Here is a 25,225-nt window from a genome sequence, read left to right as displayed (position 1 = left end):
GCCGACGGACGAAGGCCCGACCGGTGACGGACCCACGGACGACGTGCCGACGGACGAAGGACCGACCGGTGACGGGCCCACGGACGACGTGCCGACGGACGAAGGACCGACCGGTGACGGACCCACGGACGACGGCCCCACCGGTGACGGCCCCACCGGTGACGTGCCCGCCGGCGACGGCCCGACCGGCGAGCGGCCCCCGGGCGGGGAACCGGCCGGGGACCGGCCGTACCCCGTCGGGCCGCGACCGCTCAACGCCTGACCCGGAGGTGGGCGATGCCGATCCTCGAAGAGCCCCGCGAGTCCCGCACCGTCACCCTGCCGCCCCGGCCCGCCCGGCACGGGGGCCGCTGCGACGTCCTGGTGGTGGGCGGCGGCCCCGCCGGATTCGCGGCCGCCGTCGGCGCGGCCGATGCCGGGGCGGACGTCGTGCTGGTGGAGCGGTACGGCTTCCTCGGCGGCAACGCGACCGTGGCGCTGGTGATGCCGCTGATGTCGTTCCACAACGAGCACAAGCAGGCCGCGTTCACCGAGGCCGGGGACACCTCACGGCTGCTGCCCACCGACCACGGCGAGGGCGAGCCGGTGGTCGCGGGCGTGCTGTGGCAGTTGCTCGACCGGCTCATGGGCCGGGGCGGCTGTCTGCCGCCCTCCCCGAAGACCGGCTACACGGTCCCCTTCGACCCGGAGCTGTTCAAGCTCTCCCTGCTGGAGATGATGGACGAGTCGGGGGTGCGGATGCTGTTCCACTCCTTCGCCTCCGGCGCGCTGCCTCTGGAGGACGGCTCGGGCTGGCGGGTGGTGTTCGAGACCAAGTCGGGGCCGGTGGTGATCGACGCCGGGGTGGTGGTGGACGGCACGGGCGACGGCGACGTGGCGACGGCCTGCGGGGCGCCGTACGAGATCGGGCGGCCGGAGGACGGGCTGGTGCAGCCCATGACGCTGATGTTCCGCGTCGCCGACTTCGCCCGGCCGGACTTCGCCGCTTATGTGCGCGAGCACCCCGACCAGTGGCGGGGTGTGCACGGCCTGTGGGACCTGATCGAGGAGGCCAGGGCCAACGGCGAACTGCGGCTGCCGCGCGAGGACATCCTCTTCTTCGCCACCCCGCACCCGCGCGAGGTCGCCGTCAACAGCACCCGGGTCAACCGGGTCCTCGGCACCAGCGTCTGGGACCTCACCCGCGCCGAGTACACGGCCCGGCACCAGCTCGCCGGGATCGACCGGTTCCTGCGCACCCGCGTGCCCGGCTTCGAGGAGTCCTACGTGGTGCAGAGCGGCACGCACATCGGGGTGCGGGAGAGCCGGCGGGTGCTCGGCGACTACCGGCTGACCGGCCACGACATCCTGGCGGCGCGGACCTTCCCGGACGTGATCGCGCACGGCGCCTATCCGGTCGACATCCACAACCCGCGCGGTTCCGGCACGGTCCTCAAACGAGTGCCGCGGGGCAGTTTCTACGACATCCCGCTGCGCTGCCTGCTGCCCCGGTACACCGACCGGCTGCTGGTCGCGGGCCGCTGCATCTCCGGAACGCACGTGGCGCACTCGTCGTACCGGGTGATGCCCATCGCCATGGCGACCGGGCACGCGGCCGGGGTGTGCGCGGCACTGACCGTCCGGCACGGGAGCGGGCCGCGCGGGCTGCCCTACCGGCTGGTCCAGCGGGAACTGCTGCGGCAGGGGGCCCGGCTGCGGACGGAGCCGCCCTAGCACCCCGGACGGGTCAGCTCGCCCAGTCCAGCAGGCGTTCCCGCTGCTCGGGGGCCCGCAGGTGGGCGAGGGACTCCTTCTCCAGCTGGCGGACGCGTTCGCGGGTGAGGCCCACGTGCTCGGCGACCTGCTGAAGGGTGCGGGGGCGTCCGTCGTGCAGCCCGTAGCGCAGGCTGAGGATCAGCGACTCGCGGGGTGCGAGGGTGCCGACGGCCTCCCGCAGCTCCGCGGCGAGCGCCTGGAACTCGGCGACCTCCGGGGCCCGCAGCACCTCGGTGTCGGGAATGAGGTCGCCGACGACGGTGTCGCCGGTCTCGTCCACGGGGGTGTCCAGGCTGACCGCGTCCCGTCCGACCCGGCGCAGCCAGACGACCTTGTCCCCGTCGATGCCGCTCTCGGCGGCGACCTCCTCGGTGGTCGGCTCCCGGTCGAGGCCCGCGCGGAGCTTGCGCTCGACCTTGGCCAGCTTCTGGAGCTGCTCCACGACGTGGACCGGCAGCCGTACGGTGCGCGCGTGGGTGGCCAGGCCCCGTTCGATGGCCTGGCGGATCCACCAGGTGGCGTACGTGGAGAACTTGAAGCCCCTGGTGTGGTCGAACTTCTCCACCGCCCGGATCAGTCCGAGGTTGCCCTCCTGGATGACGTCGAGGAGGGGCAGCCCGCGGTGGGCGTGGCGCTTGGCCATCGAGACCACGAGCCGCAGATTGGCCCGCACCATGTGGTCCTTGGCCTCCTGGCCGTCGCGGACGGCTTCCTCCAGCGCGCGGCGCCGCCCGGGCGCGGGGGCGGGCTCGCCGGTGTCGGCCGTCTCCAGTTCCTCACGGGCCCGCACCCCCGCCTCGATGCGGGTGGCGAGCCGCACCTCGTCCTCGGCGGTCAGCAGGGGGGTGGCGCCGATCTGGGTCAGGTACTGGCCGAGCAGGTCGGGTTCCTCGTCGGGTTCGGGGATCCGGCTGCGCAGCCGTGCGGTGCGGGTGGTGGAGCGGCGGTCCTCAGCAGTGCCTGCGGCGGGTGTGCGTGAAGCGGGTGTGCGTGATGTGGGCGCCATGTCGTTTCCTCCGTCCCCTTCCGGTGGATCAAAAGGTTCCGGTCCCGCGTTCGTCTCCCGGCCCGCCGGCCCGCGCGGCGTCAGTGGTCGGGGGCGGTCCGGCTGATGTCCGCGAGCGCGGAGTGCGGGTCGTCGGCGGCGGCGAGGTCGCCGAGGCTGACCACGCCGACCGGGACACCACCGTGCTCGACGACCGGGAGCCGGCGCACGGCGTGGCGGCGCATCAGCTCGGCGGCGCGGTCGGTGGTGTCGTCGGGTCCGAGGGTGACGACGGGCGGGGGCGTGCACACCGCGCCGACCGTGGTGGCGTCGGGGTCCCGGCCGTCGGCGACGCCGCGGAGCACGATGTCGCGGTCGGTGAGGACACCGAACAGATCGCAGTCGTAGGTGACCAGGACGTCGCCGACGTCCTCCTCGCGCATCAGCCGGGCCGCCCGCGCCACCGTCGTCATGGGCTCGACGGCCACCGTCGCCGGTGACATCACGTCTCGGATGCGCCGTGTCATCTCGCGCCTCCCGGGGTGTCGGTACGGGAATGCCTGCGGGCCGCGTAGCCCGCGCCGGGTCCGGTGAACCGGGCCTCGGCGCGGGGTTCAGCCCAGGTCGATCAGGGCCAGGCCGATGTCGGGACGGTGGGTCTTGGCCAGCTCCGTCGGGCTGTCCCGGACGACGACCTCCAGCGTCGGCCAGACCCGGCCGGACAGCAGGTGGCCGCCACGCGTGGAGCCGTCGGACAGACCCAGTACGGCGTGCAGGTGCGGGGTGGGCCCGTCGTCGGCGACGGCGATGTCCCCGATGAGGGACAGCACCTCGCACTGCTGCTGGACCGGGATGCGCCGGTAGTCCTTGGCCCGCCGGTCGAACCAGCCGACGACCGCTTCGGAGAAGGCGCCCACGGCGGTCACCTGGGAGGCACCCAGCGACCGGTCACGGGCGAAGGCGGTCAGCTCGGCGACCGCGTCCTCGCCCCGGTCGAGCACCACCACGTACACCGCGGACGGACCTTCCTGGACCTGCTGCCACTTCATGGCCCGGCGGGTACCCGGCAGGGGCCGGAGCAACCCCGGTCGGCGTCCGGCCGAGGGGCCCGCCGCGGCCGGGCCGCCCTCGTCGCGCACGGCCCTCGGGCGCGTACACCGGTCCCGCGGGGACCGGCGTGCCCGTGACGCCGCCTCGCGGCGACGCCGTCAGGCGTCCAGTGCCCGGCGGATCGCGTCGAGCCAGCCGTCGACCGGTCCGAAGGTGAGCAGCCCGCTGCTCGCGCCCGCGAGTTCACCGGAGGCGGGCAGCAGCCTCTCGTACGTCCGCGTCAGGGCGGCGCGGTCGTCGAGCGCGAGGGCGAGCGCGGCCTCGGCGCAGCACAGGGCCTCGTAGAGGAGGTCGGGCGGAGGTTCGGCCAGCGCCCGCAGCGCGCGCCGGGCCTCGGTGGCACGGCCCTCGGCCAGCAGGGCGAAGGGCTCGGCCCAGGGCCGGTACGGCCCCCAGTCCGCGCGCGGGTCCACCTCGGCGGGGCGGCCGTGGGCCAGGCGCAGGCCGAGCAGGGCGAGCGGCAGCAGCCCGCGTTCCAGGCCCGGCATCCCCGCGCCCTCGAGTCGCGCCGCGGCCGATCGGAAGGCGGCCTCGGCGCGGTCGTAGGAGCCGGGGCGGGATCCGGCGGTGGCGGACTCGCGCAGGGCCGTGTACCAGGCGGTGAAGACGGCCACGAGGGGCCGTTCGTGCCGTTCGGCGAGGCGTTCCACGGCGCTCGCGTGCGCGTCGGCGGCGGTGAGGTCGGCGAGGGCCGAGCGGGCCTGGAGCCGGACCAGGTGGCCGAGCACCTCGTAGTTGACCAGGCCGTGCCGGGTGCCGAGGGCGACGAGTTCGGCGCCGACGGCGTCGCGGCGCGGGGCCAGTCCGGCGCGGGTGCAGGACTGCATGAAGACGCCGTTGAGGGCGAACGCGAGCAGCGCGGGATCGTCCAGGCGGCGCGCGATCCGCTCTGCCTCGGCGGCCGCCCGCGGCCCGCGCGGGGAGCGCACGCCCCGCGACTCCAGGGCGACGGTGGCCAGCAGACGGCAGCGTGCCGCGTCGGTGGCGGGGTCCTCCGGCAGGGCGAGGAGGGTGCGTTCGGCCGCGGCGACGAGGCTGTGGGCCAGTTCGGGGTCGTCGCTGCGGGTCCAGTTGGCGGGCACGTCGTAGGCGCCGATCACCCGGGCGGTCAGCTCCGGGTCGCCCGTCTCCTCGGCCGCCTGGACCGCTGTCATCCGGTACTCCCGGGCCGCTTCCAGGCCACCGCCGCCGGTGACCGCGAGGCTCCGCAGCAGGCCGACGGTGGACTCCAGGCGGGCCCGGGAACCGGCGGCGACCGTGCGGTCGTACGCCTCGGTCGCCCGGGCCCACAGCCGGGCCGCCGCGTCCGCCGGTTCGCCGGGCGGGTCCAGGTCCGGGTCCTGGGCGAGGATCCCGGCCTCCAGGCGGCGCAGCCGGGGTCCGGGGTCGATGCCGAGCCGCTCGGCCAGCAGGGCGCGGGCCCGGCGCAGCACGGCGAGGGCCTCCGCCTGCCGTCCGGTGCGGTACAGGGCGAGCGCCAGCAGGCGCCAGGACTCCTCACGCCAGGGGTGCTCGGTCAGGTGCGCGTCCAGGTCGGGGACCGCCTCGGCGGCGCGGCCGAGTTCCACGAGCAGTTCCGCTCGGCGTTCGACGGCGCGCAGCCGCAACTCGGTGAGCCGGGAGCGTTCGCCGCGTGCCCAGTCCTCGGTGCCGAACTCGGCGTAGGCGGGTCCCCGCCACTCCGCCAGGGCGGCCCGCAGCCGGTCGGGGGCCTGAGCGGCGGGCATCCGGTCCGCCTCGGCGACGGCGGCCTCGAAGCGCCAGGCGTCCACGGCGTCGGGCTCCGCGCGCAGGGCGTATCCCGGTCCCTCGGTGACGAGCAGCCGGGCGGGCGCGCGCGGCGGGCGGTCGGGTTCCAGGGCGCGGCGCAGATCGCCCACGAAGGTGCGCACCGCTCCCACGGCCCGCGGCGGCGGCGCGTCCCACAGGTCCTCGACCAGGCGGGCGACCGGGACGACCCGCCGCCGGGCCAGGATCAGCCGGGCGAGCACGGCCCGGTGCCGGGGTCCCTTGAGGGCGAGCGCGTGGGGTCCGCGCCAGGCGGTTGCGGCGCCGAGCACACCGAACGTGACCGCTTCCATGTTCCGTGTTCCGTCCGCTCCGATCCGCCACCGCGCCTGCGACCACCACGGTACGCGTGCGGGCCGGTCCGAGGCCGGTCGCTGATCGGTCGCTGATCGGTCGCTGATCGGTTGCTGATTCGAGCGCGGCAGCCTCGAAGGCGTCACCAGGACAAGGACCCGTGACACGAGCGGGAACAGACGCGAGCGGAACAGACGCGAGCGGAACAGAGAGGCACTGACCACCATGACCACCTGGACCACCCCGGAACCGGCCATCCCCGGCTTCACCCACGAACGCGTGACGGTCGCCGACGGCGTCGGCCTGCACGTGGCCGTCGGCGGCACGGGCAGCCCGGTCGTGCTGCTGCACGGCTTTCCCCAGACCCACCTGATGTGGCGGCACGTCGCCGCCGACCTGGCGGCCGACCACACGGTCATCTGCCCCGACCTGCGCGGCTACGGCGCCAGCGACAAGCCCGCCGACCCGGACGGCACCGCATACGCCAAGCGGGCCATGGCCGCCGACGTGGTCGCCCTGGCCCGGGAGCTGGGGCACGAGCGGTTCGCGCTGGCCGGTCACGACCGGGGCGCGCTGGTGGCGGTGCGCGCCGGGCTCGACCACCCCGACGCGGTGACGCACCTGGCCGCGCTGGACGTACTGCCGACGCTCGACATGTGGGACGTCCTGCACGGTACGACGGCGGCGGTGGGCTTCCACCTGTACCTGATGGCGCAGCCGCCGGGGCTGCCGGAGCAGCTGATCGGCGCCGCGCCGGACGCGTTCTTCGGTCACTTCCTCGACGTCTGGACCCGGGACCCGGACGCCCTGCCCGCGGACGTCCGCGCCGCCTACCTGAAGGCGTCCCGCGAGGCGGTGCCCTCCATCGTGGCCGACTACCGGGCCTCGGCCGGCATCGACGTCGAGCACGACCGGGCGGACCGGGAGAAGGGGAACCGGCTCCGGATGCCGGTGACCGTGCTCCAGCAGGACTGGGGCTCCGCCCTCGGGTACGACGCCGCCGCGCTGTGGCGGGCGTGGGCGCCGGACCTGCGGCACCAGACCGTCGGCTGCGGGCACTTCTTGGCGGAGGAGGCGCCGGGCGAGGTCGCCGGGGCGCTGCGCGGGCTGCTGGCCCGGTAGGGCGCGCCGGGACGCCCGCACAACGATCGGTTGTGTCTGCCGCCCGGACGGTTGTTTGATCCGTCCGGCCCCGGCTCGCTTTGATGTCCGGCGTGACGGAGTCGGGTGTGGTCGAGTCGGACGTGGTGGGCGGCGGATCGTGGGATCGGGGGTTCCGATGGCTGTGGGCGGCCTACGCCGTCAGCACGTTCGGCACGCGGCTCGCCTTCGACGCCTTTCCGTTGATCGCGGTCCTGGTGCTGGACGCCGGTCCGGCGCGGGTGGCGGCGCTCGCCTCGGCCGGTCTCGCGGTGGGCGCGGTGGTGGCCGTGCCGCTCGGGCCGTGGGTGGAGTTCCGGCGCAAGCGGCCGGTGATGGTGGCGATGGACCTGGTCCGGTGCGCGGTGCTGCTGAGCGTGCCGCTCGCGTACGCCTTCGGCCGGCTCGGCTTCGTCCAACTGCTGGTCGTGTCGGTCGTCGTCGCCGCGGCCGACATCACGTTCAGGGCCGCCGCCGGTTCCTGCCTCAAGGCGCTGGTGCGCCCGCCGGACCTGCTGCGGGCCAACGGCCGGTTCGAGTCGACGACCTGGACCGCGGCCATGCTCGGGCCCCCGGTCGGCGGGGCCGCGGTCGGGCTTTTCGGGCCGGTGGTGACGGTGGCGGTCGACGCGGTCAGCTATCTCCTCTCGGCGCTCGGCATCCGCGCGATCGGGGGCGGGGAGCCGAGCCCGCGGCGCACGGAAGCGGGCCGGTTGCGCGCCGGTGACCCGCTGGACGGCTGGCGGTACGTGCTCGCCTCGCCGGGGCTGCGTCCGCTGTTCCTCAACACGGTCCTGGTCAACGGGCTGATCATGGCGACGGCACCGCTGCTGGCCGTGCTCATGCTGGGCGATCTGGGCTTCGCGCCCTGGCAGTACTCCCTCGCCTTCGCGGTGCCGTGCGCCGGCGGGCTGCTCGGCTCCCGGCTGGCCGGATGGCTGGTGGCGCGCTTCGGGGAGCACCGGGTGCTGGTCACCAGTGGTGTGGTGCGCGTGTGCTGGCCGCTCGGGCTGGCCTTCGTGGGTCCGGGGACGCCGGGGCTGGTCCTGGTGATGGCCGTCGAGTTCGGGCTGATCACGTCCGTGGCCGTGTACAACCCGGTGTACGCCACCCGTCGGCTGGAGTTGACGCCTGCGGACCGGGTGGTGCGCACCCTGTCGGCCTGGACGGTCAGCGGGAAGCTGGTGACCGCGGCGCTGACCGCGCTGTGGGGGCTGCTGGCCGCCGTGACCGGTACGCGCACGGCGGTCGCGCTCGCGGGCGCGCTGCTCCTGGCGACCCCGCTGCTGCTGCCCCGCCGGGAACCGGTCCCCATACCGGCCCCGGCGAAGCCCAGCGGCGACGTATGAGGCCCCACCACGCGGTCCGCGCCGGGCGGTCGGTGCCGTGGGCGACCGCGACGGCCTCGGGGGCGCCGGTCACCAGGCCCCGGGCACGTCCTCGGTGACCCCGTTCAGCGGCGAGGACGGGTCACTGCCGTACGGGCGGGTGAAGGCCTCCATGCCGTGCCCGGAGGGGTCGGTGAAGTACACGCCCCGGCCGCCGTCGTTGCGGTTGATCCGGCGCGGATGCCGGCCGTGCGGGTCGGCCTGGATGGGCACCCCGCCCTCGACGAGCCGGGCGAGTACGGCGTCGAACTCGTCCTCGGAGACGAGGAACGCGTAGTGCTGCGGGGCGATGTCGGTGCCGACGGTGGCGAAATCGAGTGTGACGCCGTTGGCGGTCGTCACCGGCAGGAACATTCCGGCCGGTTCGCCGACCTCGAGACCGAGGATCCCGGCGAGGAAACGGGCGGAGTTCTCCCGGTCGTGGGAGAGAACGATGGTGTGGTTGAACTCGACTGACACGGGTCAATGCCTCCATGGGCATCTCCACGGCGCCTCCATGCCTCACCCAGACGGTGACCGACACGCGATGCCGCGCGAAGATCATACAACCCGAAGTCCCGTCCTGTCTTCCCTGCTTCGGTCGCCGCCACCTGGTGGGCCCGGATGCCGGCGGCGCGCGAGGAGCAGGACAAGGGACTCCCCACGCGGTACGCGCGACTCGCGGAGCCAGGCCGTCAGCCGGCCTGGGAGCTGTCCTTCAGCGCTCCCCAGCCGTGCCAGCGCTCCACCTCGATCCAGGCGCTGACCCGGGGGCGCTCCCGGTTCGGGTACGGGTTGCCCGTGTAGTGCCGGGAGAGCCGGTCGATGCCGGAGAGGTCCTCGTCGTCGCGCATCTCGGCGACGCGTCCGACGAGGGTGACGTGGGTGTACCAGTCGTCGCCCGCGAGGACGGTGAGGGTGACACGCGGGTCGCGGCGCAGGTGTCCCAGGCGCACGCGGCCCGCGTCGAGGTTGACCAGCACGCGGCCGTCGTCGTCCCACACGTACCAGGTGGGCGTGGAGACGGGGGCGCCGTCCTTGCGGAGGGTGGCCATGACGCACGGGTTGGGACGGCGCAGCAGTTCGACGGCCTCGGACGGCAGCGGCGGCTTGGACATACGGACTCCTAGCGATTCGGTGTGGTCCGGCACCGGGTCCGGTCGGCCGGTGTCGGAGGTCTCGTCACCCGGTACCCCGGGCGGGCTCAGTCGGTCGCCTTCTCCTCGAAACTGGCGAAGTAGGTCGCCGCCATGTCCTCGTCACCGTGTCCCTGGGCGGCGGCCCGGGCGAACCGTTGGGCGCCGGCGGCGGCGAGGTCCAGCCGGACTCCGTTCGCCTCACCGGCCTCGACGATCAGGCGGGCGTCCTTCTCGGCGGTGGTGACGGCGAACTGGGCCGGCGTCAGCGCGCCGTCCCGGATCAGACCGGCCTTGGCGCGCAGGTAGCCCATGTCGAGCGGGCCGCCGGCGATGGCGTCGAAGAAGGCGTCCGGGTCCACGCCCAGCGCCTTGGCGAGCGCCAGGACCTCGCCGACCGCGTTGGTGGCGGCGAGGACCCAGCTGTTGGCCACCAGTTTCAGCCGGGTCGCGCTGCCGGCCGCGCCGTCCTCGCCGGTCCACACGGTGCGCGAGCCGACGGCGTCGAACACCGGCGCCACGGTGTCCCGCGCCTCACGGGGACCGGCCGCCAGCACCAGCAGTTGACCGGCCTCGGCGGGTTGCCGGGTGCCGAGGACGGGTGCGTCGAGGAAGACGAGGCCGTGCTCGTGGGCGAAGGCGGCCAGGTCGGCGACCGCGTCGACGCCCGCGGTGGTGGACTGCGCCCACACGGCGCCGGGGCTCAGACCGGGGGCGGCCCGCCGCATGACGTCGAGGGCGGCCGGACCGTCGTACAGCATCGTGAGGACGACGTCGGCGCCGCTCACGGCCTCGTCCGGGCTGCCCGCGACGTACGCGCCGTCGGCGGCCAGCGGCTCGGCCTTGTCCCGGGTGCGGTTCCAGACGCGGACGGCGTGTCCGGCGCGGGCGAGGTTGCGGGCCATCGCGGCACCCATGATGCCGGTGCCCAGGACGCTCACGGTGAGCTGGTCGGTCATGACGTCGCCTTCTGACTCGTAAGGGCTTGCCGGGGCAAGCCTGCCACCGGCCGCGGGTCCCCGCGCGTCCGCGCACCGCCCGTCCCGTACGGTACGGCCGTGAACGCCTTCGCCGACGACATCGACAGCAACGACGCGCCCGCCCCGGGCCGTTACGGGCCCTTCGCCACCACCGAGGCCGATCCGCGGGAGGTGGGCCGGGTGCGCACCGAGTACTCCCCCGCACCCGACGGCGACCCCGATCCCGGCGAGATCGTCTGGACGTGGGTGCCCTACGAGGAGGCGGACGGCCGGGGCAAGGACCGGCCCGTGCTCGTGGTGGCCCGGGAGGCGGCCGGGACGGTGCTGGCGGTGCAGCTCTCCAGCAGGCGGCACGACGGCGACCGGGAGTGGGTGCCGATCGGGAGCGGGCCCTGGGACCGCTCGGGCCGGGACTCCTGGGTCGACGTGGACCGGGTGCTGCGGCTGCACGACGCCGGGATGCGCCGCGAGGCGTGCGCCCTGGACCGGATGCGGTTCAACCTGGTGCGGCAGCGGCTGCGGGAGCGCTACGGCTGGAGCTGACCGGGACGGCCCGCGCCCTCGGGGAAGGCCCGCTCGAACGCGGCCCGGACGGTGCCGCCCGGGGTGCGGTCCAGGATGCCGAACGCCACCCGTTCGAAGGCCCCGGCGAACCGCCCGCCGGGTCCGAGCAGGGTCCGGAACGCGCCCGCCACCTGGGCCGGGTCGTTGCGGAACACGCCGCAGCCCCAGGCGCCGAGCACCAGCCGCCGGTGGCCGTGGGCCGCGGCCGTCTCCAGCACCCGCTCGGCACGGGCGGTGAGGGCGGCGGGCAGGCCGGCGGCGCGCTCCGGGGCGGTGCGCAGCACCACGCCCGCGTTGGGCGCGGCACAGGTGAGGAACCCGGCCGTGAACGGCTCGTCCAGCAGGTGGCCCCGGTCGTCGCGGAAGACGGGCACGCCGGGCGAGTGGACGACGCGGTCCGTGTAGAACGGGTCGCGGTGGGCGCGGTGATGGTCGTAGAACTCGCGGGCCCGCAGCAGGCAGGTGTACAGGGCGGAGGCCCGGCACAGGGCCTCCTCCTGGGCCTGGGCGCCGTTGAGGTAGCCGCCGCCCGGATTGCGCGCGGAGGCGAAGTTGAGCACGGCGACGTCGCCGCCGAGCCGCCGGGCGGCCTCCAGGCTGCTCTCACCGGTGACCTCGAGGACCGTGCTCGCGCGGGCCGGTACGGTCACCTCGACGGGCCCCGGACCGTACATCCGCGTACCGTCCCAGGCCGCCCCGAGGGCCGCCGCGAGGGACACCTCCCGGCCGTCGGACGTGCGGTAGGTCCCCGCCGCGACGATCTGCTCGGTCTGCTGTGCGATGCCCCGCAGGCGCGCGCTCACGGCGCCACCCCCGTGGACGCCGTGACCGCGGGCCGCGCGGTCTCCCCCGTGGTGCTCATACGGAGATCCTGGGTGATGCTGGGGAGGCGGTGCAACGGAGTTTCCCGACCGGCGAACGACGGGGAAAGCCCCCGGAAACGGGCGGATCACGGAGATCGCCGAGCGGGAACGTCCCGAAATGCCCCCTTGTGCGGAGCGGCACGAGGGTCTTGGGTGGAACACGTGTGCCGGCCCGTCCCAGAGGGCCGGCGACATGGTGGAATCTCAGGAGGATCCCCGCATGTCCGATTCGGTTGGTGGCTGTATCCGGCCACGTACCGCCGTCAATGAGGCCGAGGTCGAGGCGCTGGTCCGCGGCATCTGCTTCAAGACCGGCCCGCCCAGGCTCCTCGGCGTCGAGGTGGAATGGCTGGTCCACGAGCTGCGCGAGCCGCGGCTCCCCGTGTCACCCGAACGGCTCCGTGCGGCGTACACCGCGCTGCGGGCCGTGCCCCTGAGGTCGGCGCTGACCGTCGAGCCCGGCGGTCAGCTGGAGCTGAGTTCGCTCCCCGCCGCCTCCCTGACGGAGTGCGTCCGCTCCGTCTCCGCCGACCTCGACGCCGTCCGCGCCGTACTGCGCGAGGACGGCCTCGCCCTGGTCGGCCTCGGCCACGATCCCTGGCAGGCGCCGCGCCGCTACCTGCGGCAGCCGCGCTACGACGCCATGGAGGCCTGTCTCGACCGCTCCGGCCCCGGCGGGCGCTTCATGATGTGCGCCTCCGCCTCGGTGCAGGTGTGCGTGGACGCCGGGCACGAGGAGCCGGGCCCGCTGGGACACGTCCGCCGGTGGTGGCTGGCCCATCACCTGGGCGCGGTCCTGCTGGCCGCGTTCGCCAACTCCCCGCTGTCCGGCGGGCGCCCCACCGGCTGGCGGTCCACCCGGCAGCTGCGGTGGACGCAGATCGGTGCCGGCCGGGCGGGCGGTCCCCCGCTGGACAGCGACCCGCGCCGTACCTGGGCCCGGCACGTGCTGGACGCCCCGGTGATGTGCGTGCGCCGCGACGGCGGCCCCTGGGACGTGCCGGAGGGCCTGACCCTGCGGGAGTGGACCCGTGAAATGGTGCCCCGGCCGCCGACCCGGGAGGACCTGGACTACCACCTCACCACGCTCTTCCCGCCGGTCAGACCGCGCGGCCACCTGGAGCTGCGCATGATCGACGCGCAGCCCGGGGACGACGGCTGGATCGTGCCGCTGGCGGTGACCGCCGCGCTGTTCGACGACCCGGAGGCCACCGAGACCGCCTATCGGGCCGTCAAGCCCCTGGCCGAACGCACGCTCGGCCTGCCCGCGCCGCACAACCCGCTGTACGAGGACGCGGCCCGTGCCGCGCTGACCGACCCCGAGCTGCGCGAGGCGGCCGTCATCTGCTTCACGGCGGCGCTCGCCGCGCTGCCCCGGCTCGGCGCGGGCACCGAGGTGACGGACGCCGTCGCCGCCTACCGGGAGCGCTACGTGCTCAGGGGCCGCTGCCCCGCCGACGATCTGCTGGACATGCCGGGCGGGCCGGACCGTGGCCCGCACGGGAGGGAGACCCGCTCATGAACCACCCCACCGACCACACCGCCGCCGCCACCTCCGGCGAAGGGGCCGTGGACGCCGAGCGGCTGCGGGAGCGGGCGCTGACCACACTGATCACGGCCCGCGAGCGCACCACGCTGCTGACCAGCTGCGTGGAGGGCCCCGACCTGACCGCCCAGGTGTCGCCGCTGATGTCCCCGCTGGTGTGGGACCTCGCGCACATCGGCAACCAGGAGGAGCAGTGGCTGCTGCGCGCGGTCGCCGGGCAGGAGGCGATACGCCCGGAGATCGACAGCCTCTACGACGCCTTCGAGCATCCCCGCTCCGAGCGGCCGAGCCTGCCGCTGCTGTCGCCCGCCGAGGCCCGCCGGTACGCGGCGGACGTGCGCGGGCGGGCCCTGGACGTGCTGGAGCGCACCGCGTTCGACGGGACGCGGCTGACCGAGGCGGGCTTCGCCTTCGGGATGATCGCCCAGCACGAGCAGCAGCACGACGAGACCATGCTGATCACGCACCAGCTGCGCAGGGGCCCGCAGGCCCTGACCGCGCCCGACCCGGACCCGGTGCCGCTGTTCACCGGACCGGCGGAAGTCCTGGTGCCGGGCGGTCCGTTCACCATGGGCACGTCGACCGAGCCCTGGGCCCTGGACAACGAACGGCCCGCGCACCGGCGCGAGGTCGCGCCGTACTTCATCGACACCGTCCCGGTGACCAACGGCGCCTACCGGGCCTTCATCGAGGACGGCGGCTACGACGACCCGCGCTGGTGGACCCCCGAGGGCTGGGAGCACGTCCGCAAGCACTCCCTCACCGCTCCGCTGTTCTGGCGCCGGGACGGCGGGCAGTGGCTGCGGCGCCGCTTCGGGGTGACCGAGGCGGTGCCGGCCGACGAGCCGGTGCTGCACGTGTGCTGGTACGAGGCCGACGCGTACGCCCGCTGGGCCGGGCGCCGGCTGCCGACCGAGGCCGAGTGGGAGAAGGCCGCGCGGTACGACCCGGCCGGCGACCGGGTCATGCGCTATCCGTGGGGCGACGCCGACCCGGGCCCGGAGCACGCCAACCTCGGGCAGCGGCACCTGCGCCCGGCTCCCGCGGGCAGCTACCCGGCCGGTGAGTCGCCGCTCGGCGTGAGGCAGTTGATCGGCGACGTCTGGGAGTGGACGTCGAGCGACTTCGCCCCGTACCCGGGCTTCAGGGCGTTCCCGTACCGGGAGTACTCGGAGGTGTTCTTCGGCCCGGAGTACAAGGTGCTGCGCGGCGGTTCCTTCGCCGTGGACGCGGTGGCCTGCCGGGGGACGTTCCGCAACTGGGACTACCCGATCCGGCGGCAGATCTTCTCCGGGTTCCGCACGGCCCGGTCGGCGGAGGTCGCCTGATGTGCCGTCACCTGGCCTATGTGGGCCCCCCGGAGCCGCTCGGCGCGCTCGTCGTGGCGCCGCCGCACGGTCTGTACCGCCAGTCCTGGGCGCCGCGGCACCAGCGGTACGGCACGGTCAACGCCGACGGCTTCGGCGTCGGCTGGTACGCCGAGGGCGACCCGGTACCGGCCCGCTACCGGCGGGCGGGGCCGATCTGGGCGGACCAGTCCTTCGCCGACCTGGCCCGGGTGGTGCGCACCGGCGCGCTCCTGGGCGCCGTCAGGGACGCGACGCTGGCGGGCGCCGACGCCGAGGCGGCCGCCGCGCCGTTCGCCGCGGGGGCCTGGCTGTTCAGCCACAACGGCGCCGTGGCGGGCTGGCCCGACTCGCTCGCCCCGGTGGCCGCGACGCTGCCGCCCGGTGAGCTGCTGTCGCTGGAGGCGCGCAACGACTCGGCGCTCGTGTGGGCGCTGGTCCTGGCGCGGCTGCGCGCCGGGGACGACGAGGGCCGGGCGCTGGCCGAGACGGTGCTGGAGGTCGCCGGGGCGGCACCCGCCTCCCGGCTCAACCTGCTCCTGACCAACGGCTCCACCGTCACCGCCACCACCTGGGGCGACACCCTGTGGTACCTGTCCCGCCCGGGCGGCGGCACGGTCGTCGCCTCGGAGCCCTACGACGACGACCCGAGCTGGCAGGAGGTCCCCGACCGCTCCCTGCTCGTGGCGAGCGGCACGGACGTGCGGCTCACCCCGCTCAAGGTCCCGGGCGACACCGCCCCGGCAGACGCTTTCGCCTCTGTGAAGGAGTCCCGCACGTGAGCCAGTTCCGTCTGACCCGGACGCTGCCCGAGGACGCCACGGACGCCGCCCTGCGCGCCGACGTCCGGGCGGGCCTGACGAGCACGCCCAAGTGGCTGCCGCCGAAGTGGTTCTACGACGCGCGGGGCAGCGAGCTGTTCGAGGAGATCACCGCGCTGCCCGAGTACTACCCGACCCGGGCCGAGCGGGAGATCCTCGTCGACCGGGCCGGGGAGATCGCGGCGGCGACCGGCGCCCGCACCCTGGTCGAGCTGGGCTCCGGCTCCTCGGAGAAGACGCGCGTGCTGCTCGACGCGCTCACCGAGCGGACCGGCCTGCGCGGCTACGTGCCGGTCGACGTGAGCGAGAGCGCCCTCACCCTGGCCGGGCAGGCGCTGGTCGCCGAGCGTCCCGGCCTCCAGGTGCACGCGCTGATCGCCGACTTCACCGCCGGGCTGACGCTGCCCGACACACCGGGACCCCGCCTGGTGGCGTTCCTCGGCGGCACCGTCGGCAACCTGCTGCCCGAGGAACGCGCCGGGTTCCTGGCCTCCGTGCGCGCCCTTCTCTCGCCGGGCGACACGCTGTTGCTGGGCACGGACCTGGTCAAGGACGAGGGGGTGCTGGTCCGGGCGTACGACGACGCGGCCGGGGTGACGGCCGAGTTCAACAAGAACGTGCTGTCGGTGGTCAACCGGGAGCTGGAGGCGGACTTCGCGCCCGAGGCCTTCGAGCACGTGGCGCTCTGGAACGCCGAGCGGGAGTGGATCGAGATGCGGCTGCGCTCGCGCACCGCGCAGACCGTCAAGGTCCAGGCGCTCGACCTGGCGGTGGACTTCGCGGACGGGGAGGAGCTGCGCACCGAGGTGTCCGCGAAGTTCCGGCGGGAGGGCGTGCGGGCCGAGCTGGCGGCGGCCGGGCTCGACCTGGCCCACTGGTGGACGGACGGCGAGGGCCGTTTCGCCCTGTCGCTGAGCGTGGCGCGCTGAACGTGGCGCGCTGAGCGTGGCGCGCCGAGCGGGCCGCACCGAACGCACCGGGGCGGTCAGCGGGCGTTGGCGTCCAGCAGTCGTGTGACGCGGTCGGAGGCCTTGCGGGCCTCCGACTTCGCGTCCGCCCCGGTGAGCACCTTCGTCATGTACTGCTTGATCGGGTTGTCCGCCTCGACCGCGCCCCACCGGGGCGTGCCGGGGGTCGCCCGGCCCTGTGCGGCGCCGGCCGCCATGGCCTCGATGCCCTCCTCGCCGGAGACCTCCTCGGCGAGCGTGGTCTTGTTGGGGACGTAGTTCATGGTGCGGGCCAGGTCGGTGTTCCATTTCTCGCCGGCGAGCGCCTCGATCACGGCGAGCGCGCCCTCCTCCTGGTCGGTGTTCTTCGGGACGACGAGGTCGGAGCCGCCGGTGAAGACGGCGCCGGGCTTGTCGGCGCTCTTGCCGGGCACGGGGAAGAAGCCGATCCTGCCCTTGAGGCCGGGGTTCTCGCGCAGGATGGACTGGGCCTGGCCCGGCACCGCCACGATCTGCGCGACCCGTCCCTTCGCGAAGACCCCGGACTGCGGCGGGTGTTCCTCGTCGGCGTCGACCGGTCCGTCGCCCAGGGCCTGCAGTTCGCGGTAGAACTCCATCCCGCGCAGGGCCGCCCCGGAGTCCAGGTCGCCCGTCCAGGAGCCGCCCTCGCCGTCCTGGGTGGCCAGTTCACCGCCCTCGTCCCAGATGAAGCCGGAGAGCGTGTACCAGTCCTGGCCGGCCAGGTAGATGCCCTGGTCGCCGTCCTCGTCGAGCTTCTCGGTGGCGGTGAGCCACTCCTCGCGGGTTCGGGGCGGCTCGTTGATGCCGGCCTGTTCGAAGAGGTCCTTGCGGTAGATGACGACGCGGTTGGCGGCGTACCAGGGGATGCCGAACTGCTGGGACATCCACTGCCCCGGTTCGGCGAGACCCGGCAGCCAGTCGCGGATGCCCCAGTCGCGCATCGACTCCAGGGTCAGGTTCTGCAGCCGGCCGCCCTCCGCGTACTGCGGGACCTGGGTGTTGCCGACCTCGATGACGTCGGGCCCGTCCGTGCCGTCGGCCTTCAGCGCGGCCTGCACCTTGTCGCCGATGCCGGTCCACTCCTGGATGCGGATGTCCAGTTCGAGGTCGGGATGGTCGGCCTCGAAGCCCTCGGTGAACCGCTTCAGGAAGTCCTGCGAGGCACTGTCCTTCATCAGCCACACGGTGACGGTGTGCCGCCCGCTCCCGCCGTCCTGCGGGATCAGGCCGCAGCCGCTGAGCACGACGGCGGACACACAGACAAGGGCGGGGAGGCGACGTCTCACGAGGGGTCCTTCTGACTGACGAACAGAGGGCACGGGCAGGTGGGCCCTGCACACGCGAAGGGAGACCCGACGTGGGGGACGAGCCCGAGGCTCGAACGGGTGTCTGGGATTTTGGTATGGACCATTACAAAGGTCAAGGGGAGGCACCGAGAGGTACCGGACGGTTTCCACCCCCGGGCCGATGCCTCGCGCTCCGTCCCGACTTGGGGCACGGTGGAGTGACGCGGGGCACACCGCTGCCCCGGAAGGGAGCACCCGCATGTCGAACCACACCTACCGGGTCACCGAGGTCGTCGGCACCTCGCCCGACGGCGTCGACCAGGCCGTCCGCAACGCCGTCACGCGCGCCTCGCAGACCCTGCGCAAGCTGGACTGGTTCGAGGTGACGCAGGTGCGCGGCCAGATCGAGGACGGACAGGTCGCGCACTGGCAGGTCGGCCTCAAGCTCGGCTTCCGCCTGGAGGAGTCGGACTGACTTTCCCGGAGCGCGCTCGGCCGGTCACGTCCCTCAAGGTGCGGCTCAGGTGCGGCCCTCGCGCTCCTGTGCCACGCGCAGCTCGGCCGACCGGGCCGCCCAGCGCGCCCGGAGCACGGGGAAACCGGCCCGTTCGGCGTCGTCGCAGACCGCCTCGTCGTCGTCCACCAGGACCCGGACCTCGCGGGTCCGTGCGAGGCGGCGAAGGATCTCCAGCTTGGTGCGCCGGGCGGGCCTGCGATCGGCGTCGCCGCGCATGTGCACGGCCCCGTCCGGCAGGCCGTGCGCGGCCAGCCAGTCGAGCGTGTCGCGCCGGCAGCGCTCGGGCCGTCCGGTCAGGTAGACGATCTCGCACTCCTTCGCGCTCTCCCGCACCAGCGCCATGCCCTCCGCGAGCGGCGGATCGTGCGGCGCGGTGGCGAAGAAGGCGTCCCAGTCGCGCGGCCGGCGCTCCAGGAACCGCTGCCGGTGCGTGGTGTCGGCCAGGGTGTTGTCCAGGTCGAACACGGCCACCGGGGGCTTGCTGCTGTCACTCACCCGCCCACCCTAGAACCCGGCGCCGGGACCCCGCCGCCGGAAAGGGGCGCCCGGAACCCCGCGCGGCGTGCGGTTCCGGGAATCTGTGCGGCGTGGGGGCGTTGAACACCATGTGACCTCCGCACTCGCCACCACCCGCTTCTCCGTCCTCGACCGCTCCCGCATCCGGGCGGGCCGCACCGCCGGTCGGGCGCTGCGCGACACCGTGGAGCTGGCCCGGGAGGCGGAGCGGCTCGGCTACCACCGGTTCTGGGTGGCCGAGCACCACGGCGTGCCCGGGGTGGCCGGATCGGCGCCGACCGTGCTGGCGGCCGCCGTGGCCGGCGCCACGGACCGCATCCGCGTCGGCACCGGGGGCGTGATGCTGCCCAACCACCGGCCGCTGGTCGTCGCCGAGCAGTTCGGCGTGCTCGAGTCGCTCTTCCCCGGACGGATCGACATGGGTCTCGGCCGCTCGGTCGGCTTCACCGACGGCGTCCGCAGGGCGCTGGGCCGGGACAAGGACGACTCCGAGGACTTCGACGCTCAACTGGCCGAGCTGCTCGGCTGGTTCCGGGGCACCTCGCCCACGGGCGTGCACGCGCGCCCGGCGGAGGGGCTGACCGTACCGCCCTTCGTGCTGGCCATGGGCGAGGGCGCGGCCGTCGCCGCCCGGGCCGGTCTGCCGATGGTCGTCGGGGACCTGCGCGACCGGGACCGGATGCGCCGTGCCGTCGACCGCTACCGCGCCGGGTTCCGCCCCTCCGAGTGGAGCCGGGAGCCGTACGTCGTCGTCTCCGGGACCGTCGCGGTGGCCGCCACGCCCGAGGCGGCCCGGCGGCTCCTGGTCCCGGAGGCGTGGTCCATGGCCCACGCCCGCACGCACGGGTCCTTCCCACCGCTGCCGCCGGCCGAGAAGGTCGAGTCCCGGACGATGACCGTGAAGGAGCGCGACCTGTACGAGGCCGGTCTGGCCGGTCATGTCGCCGGCACCGAGGAGCAGGTCGCCGACGAGCTGGAGACCCTGGTGAAGGAGACGGGCGCACAGGAGGTCCTGGTCACCACCAGCACGTACGACCGCACGGCGCTGTTCGACTCCTACCGGCGGCTCGCCCGTGTCACCGGTACGGGACCGCTCGGCGCCCCGGCGTAGAATCGCGGGGTTTGTCCCCCCACCGTACGGAGCCCTCCGCGATGCACAGCCCCCACGACCCGTACGTCCGGGTGCGCGACGCCCGTGAGCACAATCTCCAGGGCGTGGACGTGGACGTCCCCCGGGACGTGGTGGCGGTGTTCACCGGGGTCTCGGGATCGGGGAAGTCGTCGCTGGCCTTCGGGACGGTCTACGCGGAGGCGCAGCGGCGCTACTTCGAGTCGGTCGCGCCCTACGCCCGCCGGCTGATCCACCAGGTCGGCGCCCCCAAGGTGGGCGAGATCACCGGGCTGCCGCCCGCCGTGTCGCTCCAGCAGCGGCGGGCGACCCCGACGTCCCGCTCCTCGGTGGGGACGGTCACCAACCTCTCCAACTCCCTGCGGATGCTCTTCTCCCGCGCCGGCCACTACCCGCCGGGTGCGGAGCGGCTGGACTCGGACGCCTTCTCGCCGAACACCGCGGCCGGGGCCTGCCCCGAGTGCCACGGGCTGGGCCGGGTGCACCGCACCACCGAGGAACTGCTGGTCCCCGATCCCTCGCTGTCCGTCCGGGACGGTGCGATCGCCGCGTGGCCGGGCGCCTGGCAGGGCAAGAACCTGCGGGACGTCCTCGACGCGCTCGGGTACGACGTGGACCGGCCCTGGCGCGAGCTGCCCGCCGAAGCGCGGGAGTGGATCCTGTTCACCGACGACCAGCCGGTGGTCACCGTGCACCCGGTGCGGGACGCGGGCCGCATCCAGCGGCCGTACCAGGGCACGTACATGAGTGCCCGGCGCTATGTGATGAAGACGTTCGCGGACTCGAAGAGCGCCACGCTGCGGGCGAAGGCGGAGCGGTTCCTCACCAGCGCGCCCTGCCCGGTGTGCGGGGGCGGCAGGCTGCGGGCCGAGGCGCTCGCCGTGACCGTCGGCGGCCGGACCGTCGCCGAGCTGGCCGCGCTGCCGCTCACCGAGCTGGCCGGACTGCTGCCGACCGAGGGCGAGACGGCCAAGGTGCTGACCGGGGACCTGGTCTCCCGGATCGCGCCCGTCGTCGAGCTGGGGCTCGGCTATCTGAGCCTGGACCGGCCCACCCCCACCCTGTCGGCGGGCGAGTTGCAGCGGCTGCGCCTGGCGACCCAGCTGCGCTCCGGGCTGTTCGGGGTCGTGTACGTCCTCGACGAGCCCTCGGCGGGTCTGCACCCGGCGGACACGGAGGCGCTCCTGGCGGTGCTGGAGCGGCTGAAGGCGGCCGGCAACTCGGTGTTCGTGGTGGAGCACGACCTGGGCGTGATGCGCGGCGCCGACTGGATCGTGGACGTCGGTCCGCGGGCCGGGGAGCACGGCGGGCGGGTGCTGTACAGCGGTCCGGTCGACGCTCTGGCCGACATCGCCGAGTCCGCCACCGCCGCTCACCTCTTCCACCGCTCCCCCGCGCCCGTCCGCGAGGTGCGCGAGCCGCGCGGCACGGTGACGGTCGGTCCGGTGACCCGGCACAACCTGCGCGGGGTGACCGCGCGCTTCCCGCTCGGGGTGCTCACCGCGGTGACCGGCGTGTCCGGCTCCGGGAAGTCGACCCTGGTCGGCGAGATCACCGAGGACCTGGCGGGCGTGGACCGGCTGGTCTCGGTGGACCAGCGGCCGATCGGCCGCACCCCGCGCTCCAACCTGGCCACGTACACGGGTCTGTTCGACGTCGTGCGCAAGGTCTTCGCCGCCACCGGCCAGGCACGGGAGCGCGGTTACGGCGTCGGCCGGTTCTCCTTCAACGTGCCGGGAGGCCGCTGCGAGACCTGCCAGGGCGAGGGTTTCGTCAGCGTCGAGCTGCTGTTCCTGCCGAGCACCTACGCCCCGTGCCCGGACTGCGGCGGGGCGCGCTACAACCCCGAGACGCTCGAAGTCGCCCACCGGGGGCGGAACATCGCCGAGGTGCTGGACCTGACGGTGGAGGGGGCGGCGGAGTTCTTCGCGGACACACCGGCGGCGGCCCGCAGTCTGGCCGCCCTGCTGGACGTCGGGCTGGGCTATCTGCGGCTCGGCCAGCCCGCGACCGAACTGTCCGGCGGGGAGGCGCAGCGCATCAAGCTGGCGAGCGAGTTGCAGCGGGGGCGCCGCGGCCACACCCTGTACCTGCTCGACGAGCCGACGACCGGTCTGCACCCGGCCGATGTCGAGGTGCTGATGCGGCAGTTGCACGGACTGGTCGACGCCGGGCACACGGTGGTCGTGGTCGAGCACGACATGAGTGTGGTCGCGGGCGCCGACCATGTGATCGACCTGGGGCCCGGCGGCGGCGACGCGGGCGGCCGGATCGTGGCGGCCGGGGCGCCCGCCGAGGTGGCGGGCACCGAGGGAAGCGCCACCGCGCCCTATCTGGCCCGGGCCCTGGACGGCGGGAAGCGCCGGTGAAGTCGGTTCACCGGCGCACGGTCCCGCGCTGAGGCCGGGGACGCCTCACTCGCGGCCCCGCCGCTTGCCGCCCCGGCCGGTCTCGTCCTCCGTGAAGGACTCGGTCTCGGCCTCGATGCGCTCCTTGCGGACCTGGCCGCGCACCGTCTCGTTCTCCGTGAGCTCCTCCGTGGTCATCCGGACGCGCTCCACCGGCACCGTCTCCGTCGTCACGACGGGGCGTTCCGCGTGCAGCGTGACCTCGTGCTCGGCCTCGCTGATCTCCGGCCCGGCCAGGGCCTCGTCACGGTTGGCGTCCGTGATGGGCTCCCGCACCACGCGCACTTCCTCGTGGGTGACCGGAACGGTCTGCTGGACCTCTTCCGTGACCACGTACTTGCGCAGCCTGGCCCGGCCCGACTCGTGCCGTTCGACGCCGACGTGCAGCTGCTCCTCGGAGCGGGTCATGGCCTCGTCGCCGCGCATGCCCTCGCGCTGCATGGCGTCCTTGCGGCCGGTCATCCCGCCGGTACCGGCCGCATGGCGCATGTCCTTCCCGCCCCGCTCGCCGGTCTCGCCGGTCCGGCCGGCCATGCCCGCCGCACCCGCCGCACCCGCCGCTCCGGCGGCTCCGGCGGCGCCCGCCGGGCCCGGTCCCGCGGCGAAGCGTCCGTCGTCGGTGCGCTCGGCCTCGGACAGCACGCTGTCCCAGTTGATGCCGTAGTAGTCGTAGAGCCGGTGCTCCTCGGTCTCCGACAGATGGCCGCCCGCGTCGACGTCGACCGAGGGCGCGCCCTTGACCTGGTCCTTGCCGTAGGGAACCTCGAGGTGGTCCTGCACCAGCGCGGCGTCGCGGATGGGCACGAAGGATTCGGCGGAGCCGAACATACCCGTCTTGACGCTCACCCACTCGGGGCGCCCGGTCATGTCGTCGAAGAAGACATGCTTCGCGTCGCCGATCTTGTTGCCGTCCCCGTCGTAGACCGGTTGGTCCAGGACGTTGGCGATCTCTTCACGGGTGATCATCTGCCATCACCCTCCTTTCGAGTGCCTGCCTTCCGGTTGTCCGCAACAGGCGCCGAGGAAACGGCACAAACCTCACAAAACACACATACTTTTCGAAGGTGCTTTCCCCTGGTCACCGTGGACCTCGTTCTCGACGGCCCGGGCCAGGGAACGGCGGTCGCGGTGGCGGCCGGGCCGGACGGCCGGTCTCACCTCCACCTCGGCCATCAGGCCACGTGCCGACACCACCCGCCACAGGGAGGCGAGCAGCGGGTCCGCGCCGACGAACGCGGGCGTCGTACTCACCGCCGGCCCGCCGGACCGGTAACGGATCCGGACCGGCTGGACCGGTACCCCGGCGTCCAGCGCGGCCTGGAACACCGCCCGGCGGAAGGGCCCGTGGGTCCGTCCGCACCACGTGCTGCCCTCGGGGAAGGCGGCCACCGCGGCGCCGGCGCGCAGGGCCCGAGCGATCGCGTCGACCGTGCCCGGCAGGGCCCGCGGGCGGTCCCGTTCGATGAACAGCACCCCGGCGCGCGCCGTCGGCCCGCCCGCCACCGGCCAGCGCCGGATCTCGCTCTTGGCCAGCATCCGCGCGGGGCGTACGGCGGCCAGCAGCGGGATGTCGAGCCAGGAGACGTGGTTGGCGACGAGGAGCAGCCCGCCGCCGGGGACGGCGGCCCCCGTGACGCGCACCCGGACCCCCGCGGCCCGCACGACCCACCGGCACCAGCGCCGCACCAGGGACGCGGGCAGCCCGCGCCGCAGACCGGACGGCGCCAGCACCACGGCGACGCCGGCGAGAAGCAGCGCGGCGACCGCGATGAGCCGCAGCACGGCGCGCGGTACGGCCGCCGCGGCCCGGGGGGACGGTTCCAGGCACGCGGCGGGGGTGCAGGGCGCGACGGGCAGCCAGCCGCCCATCAGGCCGGGGCCAGCGAGAGGAAGTGCCGCAGGTAGCGCGGGTCGACCCGGTTCATCGGCAGCAGCACGTACAGGTCCGCGACGCCGAAGTCCACGTCGTGCGCGGGTTCCCCGCACACCCAGGCGCCGAGCCGGAGGTAGCCGCGCAGCAGCGCCGGCAGCTCGGTGCGGGCGGCGGGCGCCGCGGGGCGCGGGACCCAGGGCAGCAACGGCCGTACCCGGTACTCCTCGGGCGCCAGGTGCTTGGTCCGTACCCGGTCCCAGGCTCCGGCGGCGAGGGCCCCGCCGTCGGCGAGCGGGAGGGAGCAGCACCCCGCCAGCCATGCGTGGCCGCGGTCGGTCATGTAGCGGGCTATGCCGGCCCAGACCAGTCCGATGACGGCGCCGTCGCGGTGGTCGGGGTGCACACAGGACCGGCCGACCTCGACCAGCGAGGGCCGGATCGCGGTCAGCGCGGAGAGGTCGAACTCGCTCTCCGCGTACAGCCGTCCGGCGACCGCCGCGCGTTCCGGCGGCAGCAGCCGGTAGGTCCCGACGACCTGCCCGGTCGTCTCCTCGCGCACGAGCAGGTGGTCGCAGTACGCGTCGAAGGGGTCGACGTCGTACCCGGGGTGCGGGCTCGCCAGCAGCGCGCCCATCTCCCCGGCGAACACGTCGTGCCGCAGCCGCTGCGCGGCCCGCACGTCGTCCTCGTCGCGGGCCAGCGCGACGGTGTAGCGGCGGGGCGCGGCGGGCTTCGGGGGACGGTCAGCGGTCAGTACGCCGGTCATGGGTGCTCTCCTGGTCGTGAGAACGGTGGTCGTGGGGACGGCTCCGCCACAGTTCTTCCGACGCCGG

Annotated in this window: 24 protein-coding genes; 11 read left to right on the top strand and 13 right to left on the bottom strand. The window is 74.4% G+C overall.

The annotated features are described in order from the left end of the window. Positions 1–276 precede the first annotated feature (276 nt). The gene (locus IE94_RS0122400) at positions 277–1,713 is read left to right on the top strand and encodes an FAD-dependent oxidoreductase (protein ID WP_030187113.1); all 1,437 of its coding nucleotides are present in this window, start codon (positions 277–279) and stop codon (positions 1,711–1,713) included. Between the two features lie 13 nt (positions 1,714–1,726). Here the strand turns inward: IE94_RS0122400 and IE94_RS0122395 are convergent, their stop codons facing one another. The 4 genes from IE94_RS0122395 to IE94_RS0122380 form a co-directional block, all read right to left on the bottom strand. Beyond that, positions 1,727–2,761, bottom strand: a complete 1,035-nt coding sequence (locus IE94_RS0122395; protein ID WP_030187110.1) for a sigma-70 family RNA polymerase sigma factor — start codon at positions 2,759–2,761, stop codon at positions 1,727–1,729. Positions 2,762–2,841: 80 nt separating this feature from the next. Next, complete coding sequence (locus IE94_RS0122390) at positions 2,842–3,267, bottom strand: CBS domain-containing protein (RefSeq protein WP_030187107.1); 426 nt, start codon at positions 3,265–3,267, stop codon at positions 2,842–2,844. A gap of 87 nt (positions 3,268–3,354) precedes the next feature. After that, the gene (locus IE94_RS0122385) at positions 3,355–3,789 is read right to left on the bottom strand and encodes a PPC domain-containing DNA-binding protein (RefSeq protein WP_030187106.1); all 435 of its coding nucleotides are present in this window, start codon (positions 3,787–3,789) and stop codon (positions 3,355–3,357) included. A gap of 159 nt (positions 3,790–3,948) precedes the next feature. Then, positions 3,949–5,931, bottom strand: a complete 1,983-nt coding sequence (locus IE94_RS0122380; RefSeq protein ID WP_030187103.1) for an AfsR/SARP family transcriptional regulator — start codon at positions 5,929–5,931, stop codon at positions 3,949–3,951. Positions 5,932–6,157: 226 nt separating this feature from the next. Here IE94_RS0122380 and IE94_RS0122375 point away from each other — a divergent pair, with 226 nt between their 5' ends. Both IE94_RS0122375 and IE94_RS0122370 read left to right on the top strand, forming a co-directional pair. Then, complete coding sequence (locus IE94_RS0122375) at positions 6,158–7,054, top strand: alpha/beta fold hydrolase (RefSeq protein ID WP_030187101.1); 897 nt, start codon at positions 6,158–6,160, stop codon at positions 7,052–7,054. A gap of 83 nt (positions 7,055–7,137) precedes the next feature. Then, positions 7,138–8,421: an MFS transporter gene (locus IE94_RS0122370; RefSeq protein ID WP_106977960.1), complete on the top strand. Its 1,284-nt coding sequence runs from the start codon at positions 7,138–7,140 to the stop codon at positions 8,419–8,421. Positions 8,422–8,490: 69 nt separating this feature from the next. Here the strand turns inward: IE94_RS0122370 and IE94_RS0122365 are convergent, their stop codons facing one another. The 3 genes from IE94_RS0122365 to IE94_RS0122355 form a co-directional block, all read right to left on the bottom strand. After that, on the bottom strand, positions 8,491–8,919 hold the full coding sequence (locus tag IE94_RS0122365; protein ID WP_030187095.1) for a VOC family protein: 429 nt from the start codon (positions 8,917–8,919) through the stop codon (positions 8,491–8,493). A 215-nt stretch (positions 8,920–9,134) separates the two neighbouring features. Continuing rightward, entirely contained in the window at positions 9,135–9,557 is a 423-nt protein-coding gene (locus tag IE94_RS0122360; RefSeq protein ID WP_030187092.1) for a PPOX class F420-dependent oxidoreductase, read from the bottom strand. Positions 9,558–9,643: 86 nt separating this feature from the next. Further along, the gene (locus IE94_RS0122355) at positions 9,644–10,534 is read right to left on the bottom strand and encodes an NAD(P)-dependent oxidoreductase (RefSeq protein ID WP_030187089.1); all 891 of its coding nucleotides are present in this window, start codon (positions 10,532–10,534) and stop codon (positions 9,644–9,646) included. Between the two features lie 99 nt (positions 10,535–10,633). Between IE94_RS0122355 and IE94_RS0122350 the strand changes: the two genes are divergently transcribed. Then, the gene (locus tag IE94_RS0122350; protein WP_051777602.1) at positions 10,634–11,098 is read left to right on the top strand and encodes a type II toxin-antitoxin system PemK/MazF family toxin; all 465 of its coding nucleotides are present in this window, start codon (positions 10,634–10,636) and stop codon (positions 11,096–11,098) included. On the opposite strand, the gene IE94_RS0122345 is transcribed toward IE94_RS0122350, so the two are convergent. Continuing rightward, positions 11,083–11,922 carry a TIGR02452 family protein gene (locus IE94_RS0122345; RefSeq protein ID WP_030187086.1) on the bottom strand — a complete coding sequence of 280 codons (840 nt, stop codon included), beginning with the start codon at positions 11,920–11,922 and terminating at the stop codon, positions 11,083–11,085. The genes IE94_RS0122350 and IE94_RS0122345 overlap by 16 nt on opposite strands. A 280-nt stretch (positions 11,923–12,202) precedes the next feature. Here IE94_RS0122345 and egtA point away from each other — a divergent pair, with 280 nt between their 5' ends. Genes egtA through egtD form a run of 4 tightly spaced genes read left to right on the top strand, consistent with a single transcriptional unit; the run spans position 12,203 to position 16,624 of the window. Next, entirely contained in the window at positions 12,203–13,504 is a 1,302-nt protein-coding gene (gene egtA, locus IE94_RS0122335; protein ID WP_030187083.1) for an ergothioneine biosynthesis glutamate--cysteine ligase EgtA, read from the top strand. Beyond that, a complete protein-coding gene (egtB, locus tag IE94_RS0122330) occupies positions 13,501–14,856 on the top strand; it encodes an ergothioneine biosynthesis protein EgtB (protein ID WP_030187080.1) in 1,356 nt (451 codons plus the stop codon). The genes egtA and egtB overlap by 4 nt, the downstream gene beginning before the upstream one ends. Beyond that, positions 14,856–15,656 carry an ergothioneine biosynthesis protein EgtC gene (egtC, locus tag IE94_RS0122325; RefSeq protein ID WP_030187077.1) on the top strand — a complete coding sequence of 267 codons (801 nt, stop codon included), beginning with the start codon at positions 14,856–14,858 and terminating at the stop codon, positions 15,654–15,656. Before egtB ends, egtC begins: the two co-directional genes overlap by 1 nt. Next, positions 15,653–16,624 carry an L-histidine N(alpha)-methyltransferase gene (gene egtD / locus IE94_RS0122320; RefSeq protein ID WP_030187074.1) on the top strand — a complete coding sequence of 324 codons (972 nt, stop codon included), beginning with the start codon at positions 15,653–15,655 and terminating at the stop codon, positions 16,622–16,624. The genes egtC and egtD overlap by 4 nt, the downstream gene beginning before the upstream one ends. Positions 16,625–16,680: 56 nt before the next feature. On the opposite strand, the gene IE94_RS0122315 is transcribed toward egtD, so the two are convergent. Continuing rightward, positions 16,681–17,949, bottom strand: coding sequence for an extracellular solute-binding protein (locus IE94_RS0122315; protein WP_030187062.1), 1,269 nt, complete (start codon positions 17,947–17,949; stop codon positions 16,681–16,683). 259 nt (positions 17,950–18,208) lie between these two features. On the opposite strand from IE94_RS0122315, the gene IE94_RS0122310 reads away from it, so the two are divergent. After that, a complete protein-coding gene (locus IE94_RS0122310; protein WP_016325534.1) occupies positions 18,209–18,424 on the top strand; it encodes a dodecin in 216 nt (71 codons plus the stop codon). A gap of 45 nt (positions 18,425–18,469) precedes the next feature. Here the strand turns inward: IE94_RS0122310 and IE94_RS0122305 are convergent, their stop codons facing one another. After that, positions 18,470–18,961 carry a phosphatase domain-containing protein gene (locus tag IE94_RS0122305; RefSeq protein WP_030187058.1) on the bottom strand — a complete coding sequence of 164 codons (492 nt, stop codon included), beginning with the start codon at positions 18,959–18,961 and terminating at the stop codon, positions 18,470–18,472. Positions 18,962–19,073: 112 nt separating this feature from the next. On the opposite strand from IE94_RS0122305, the gene IE94_RS0122300 reads away from it, so the two are divergent. Both IE94_RS0122300 and IE94_RS0122295 read left to right on the top strand, forming a co-directional pair. After that, a complete protein-coding gene (locus IE94_RS0122300; protein WP_030187055.1) occupies positions 19,074–20,093 on the top strand; it encodes an LLM class flavin-dependent oxidoreductase in 1,020 nt (339 codons plus the stop codon). A 41-nt stretch (positions 20,094–20,134) separates the two neighbouring features. Beyond that, positions 20,135–22,480, top strand: a complete 2,346-nt coding sequence (locus IE94_RS0122295; RefSeq protein ID WP_030187051.1) for an ATP-binding cassette domain-containing protein — start codon at positions 20,135–20,137, stop codon at positions 22,478–22,480. Positions 22,481–22,525: 45 nt separating this feature from the next. Here the strand turns inward: IE94_RS0122295 and IE94_RS0122290 are convergent, their stop codons facing one another. The 3 genes from IE94_RS0122290 to IE94_RS0122280 all read right to left on the bottom strand — a co-directional run bounded on the left by IE94_RS0122290 (position 22,526) and on the right by IE94_RS0122280 (position 25,158). Continuing rightward, positions 22,526–23,485: a DUF2382 domain-containing protein gene (locus tag IE94_RS0122290; protein ID WP_030187047.1), complete on the bottom strand. Its 960-nt coding sequence runs from the start codon at positions 23,483–23,485 to the stop codon at positions 22,526–22,528. 72 nt (positions 23,486–23,557) lie between these two features. Beyond that, a complete protein-coding gene (locus tag IE94_RS0122285; protein ID WP_030187045.1) occupies positions 23,558–24,388 on the bottom strand; it encodes a lysophospholipid acyltransferase family protein in 831 nt (276 codons plus the stop codon). Continuing rightward, a complete protein-coding gene (locus tag IE94_RS0122280; RefSeq protein WP_030187042.1) occupies positions 24,388–25,158 on the bottom strand; it encodes a GNAT family N-acetyltransferase in 771 nt (256 codons plus the stop codon). Before IE94_RS0122280 ends, IE94_RS0122285 begins: the two co-directional genes overlap by 1 nt. Positions 25,159–25,225: the final 67 nt, after the last annotated feature.

It is taken from the genome of Streptomyces violaceorubidus (genome assembly GCF_000717995.1).
GTDB lineage: Bacteria > Actinomycetota > Actinomycetes > Streptomycetales > Streptomycetaceae > Streptomyces > Streptomyces violaceorubidus.
Note: the sequence above shows the minus strand (reverse complement) of the source record. Positions and strands in the feature narration are given on the sequence as shown.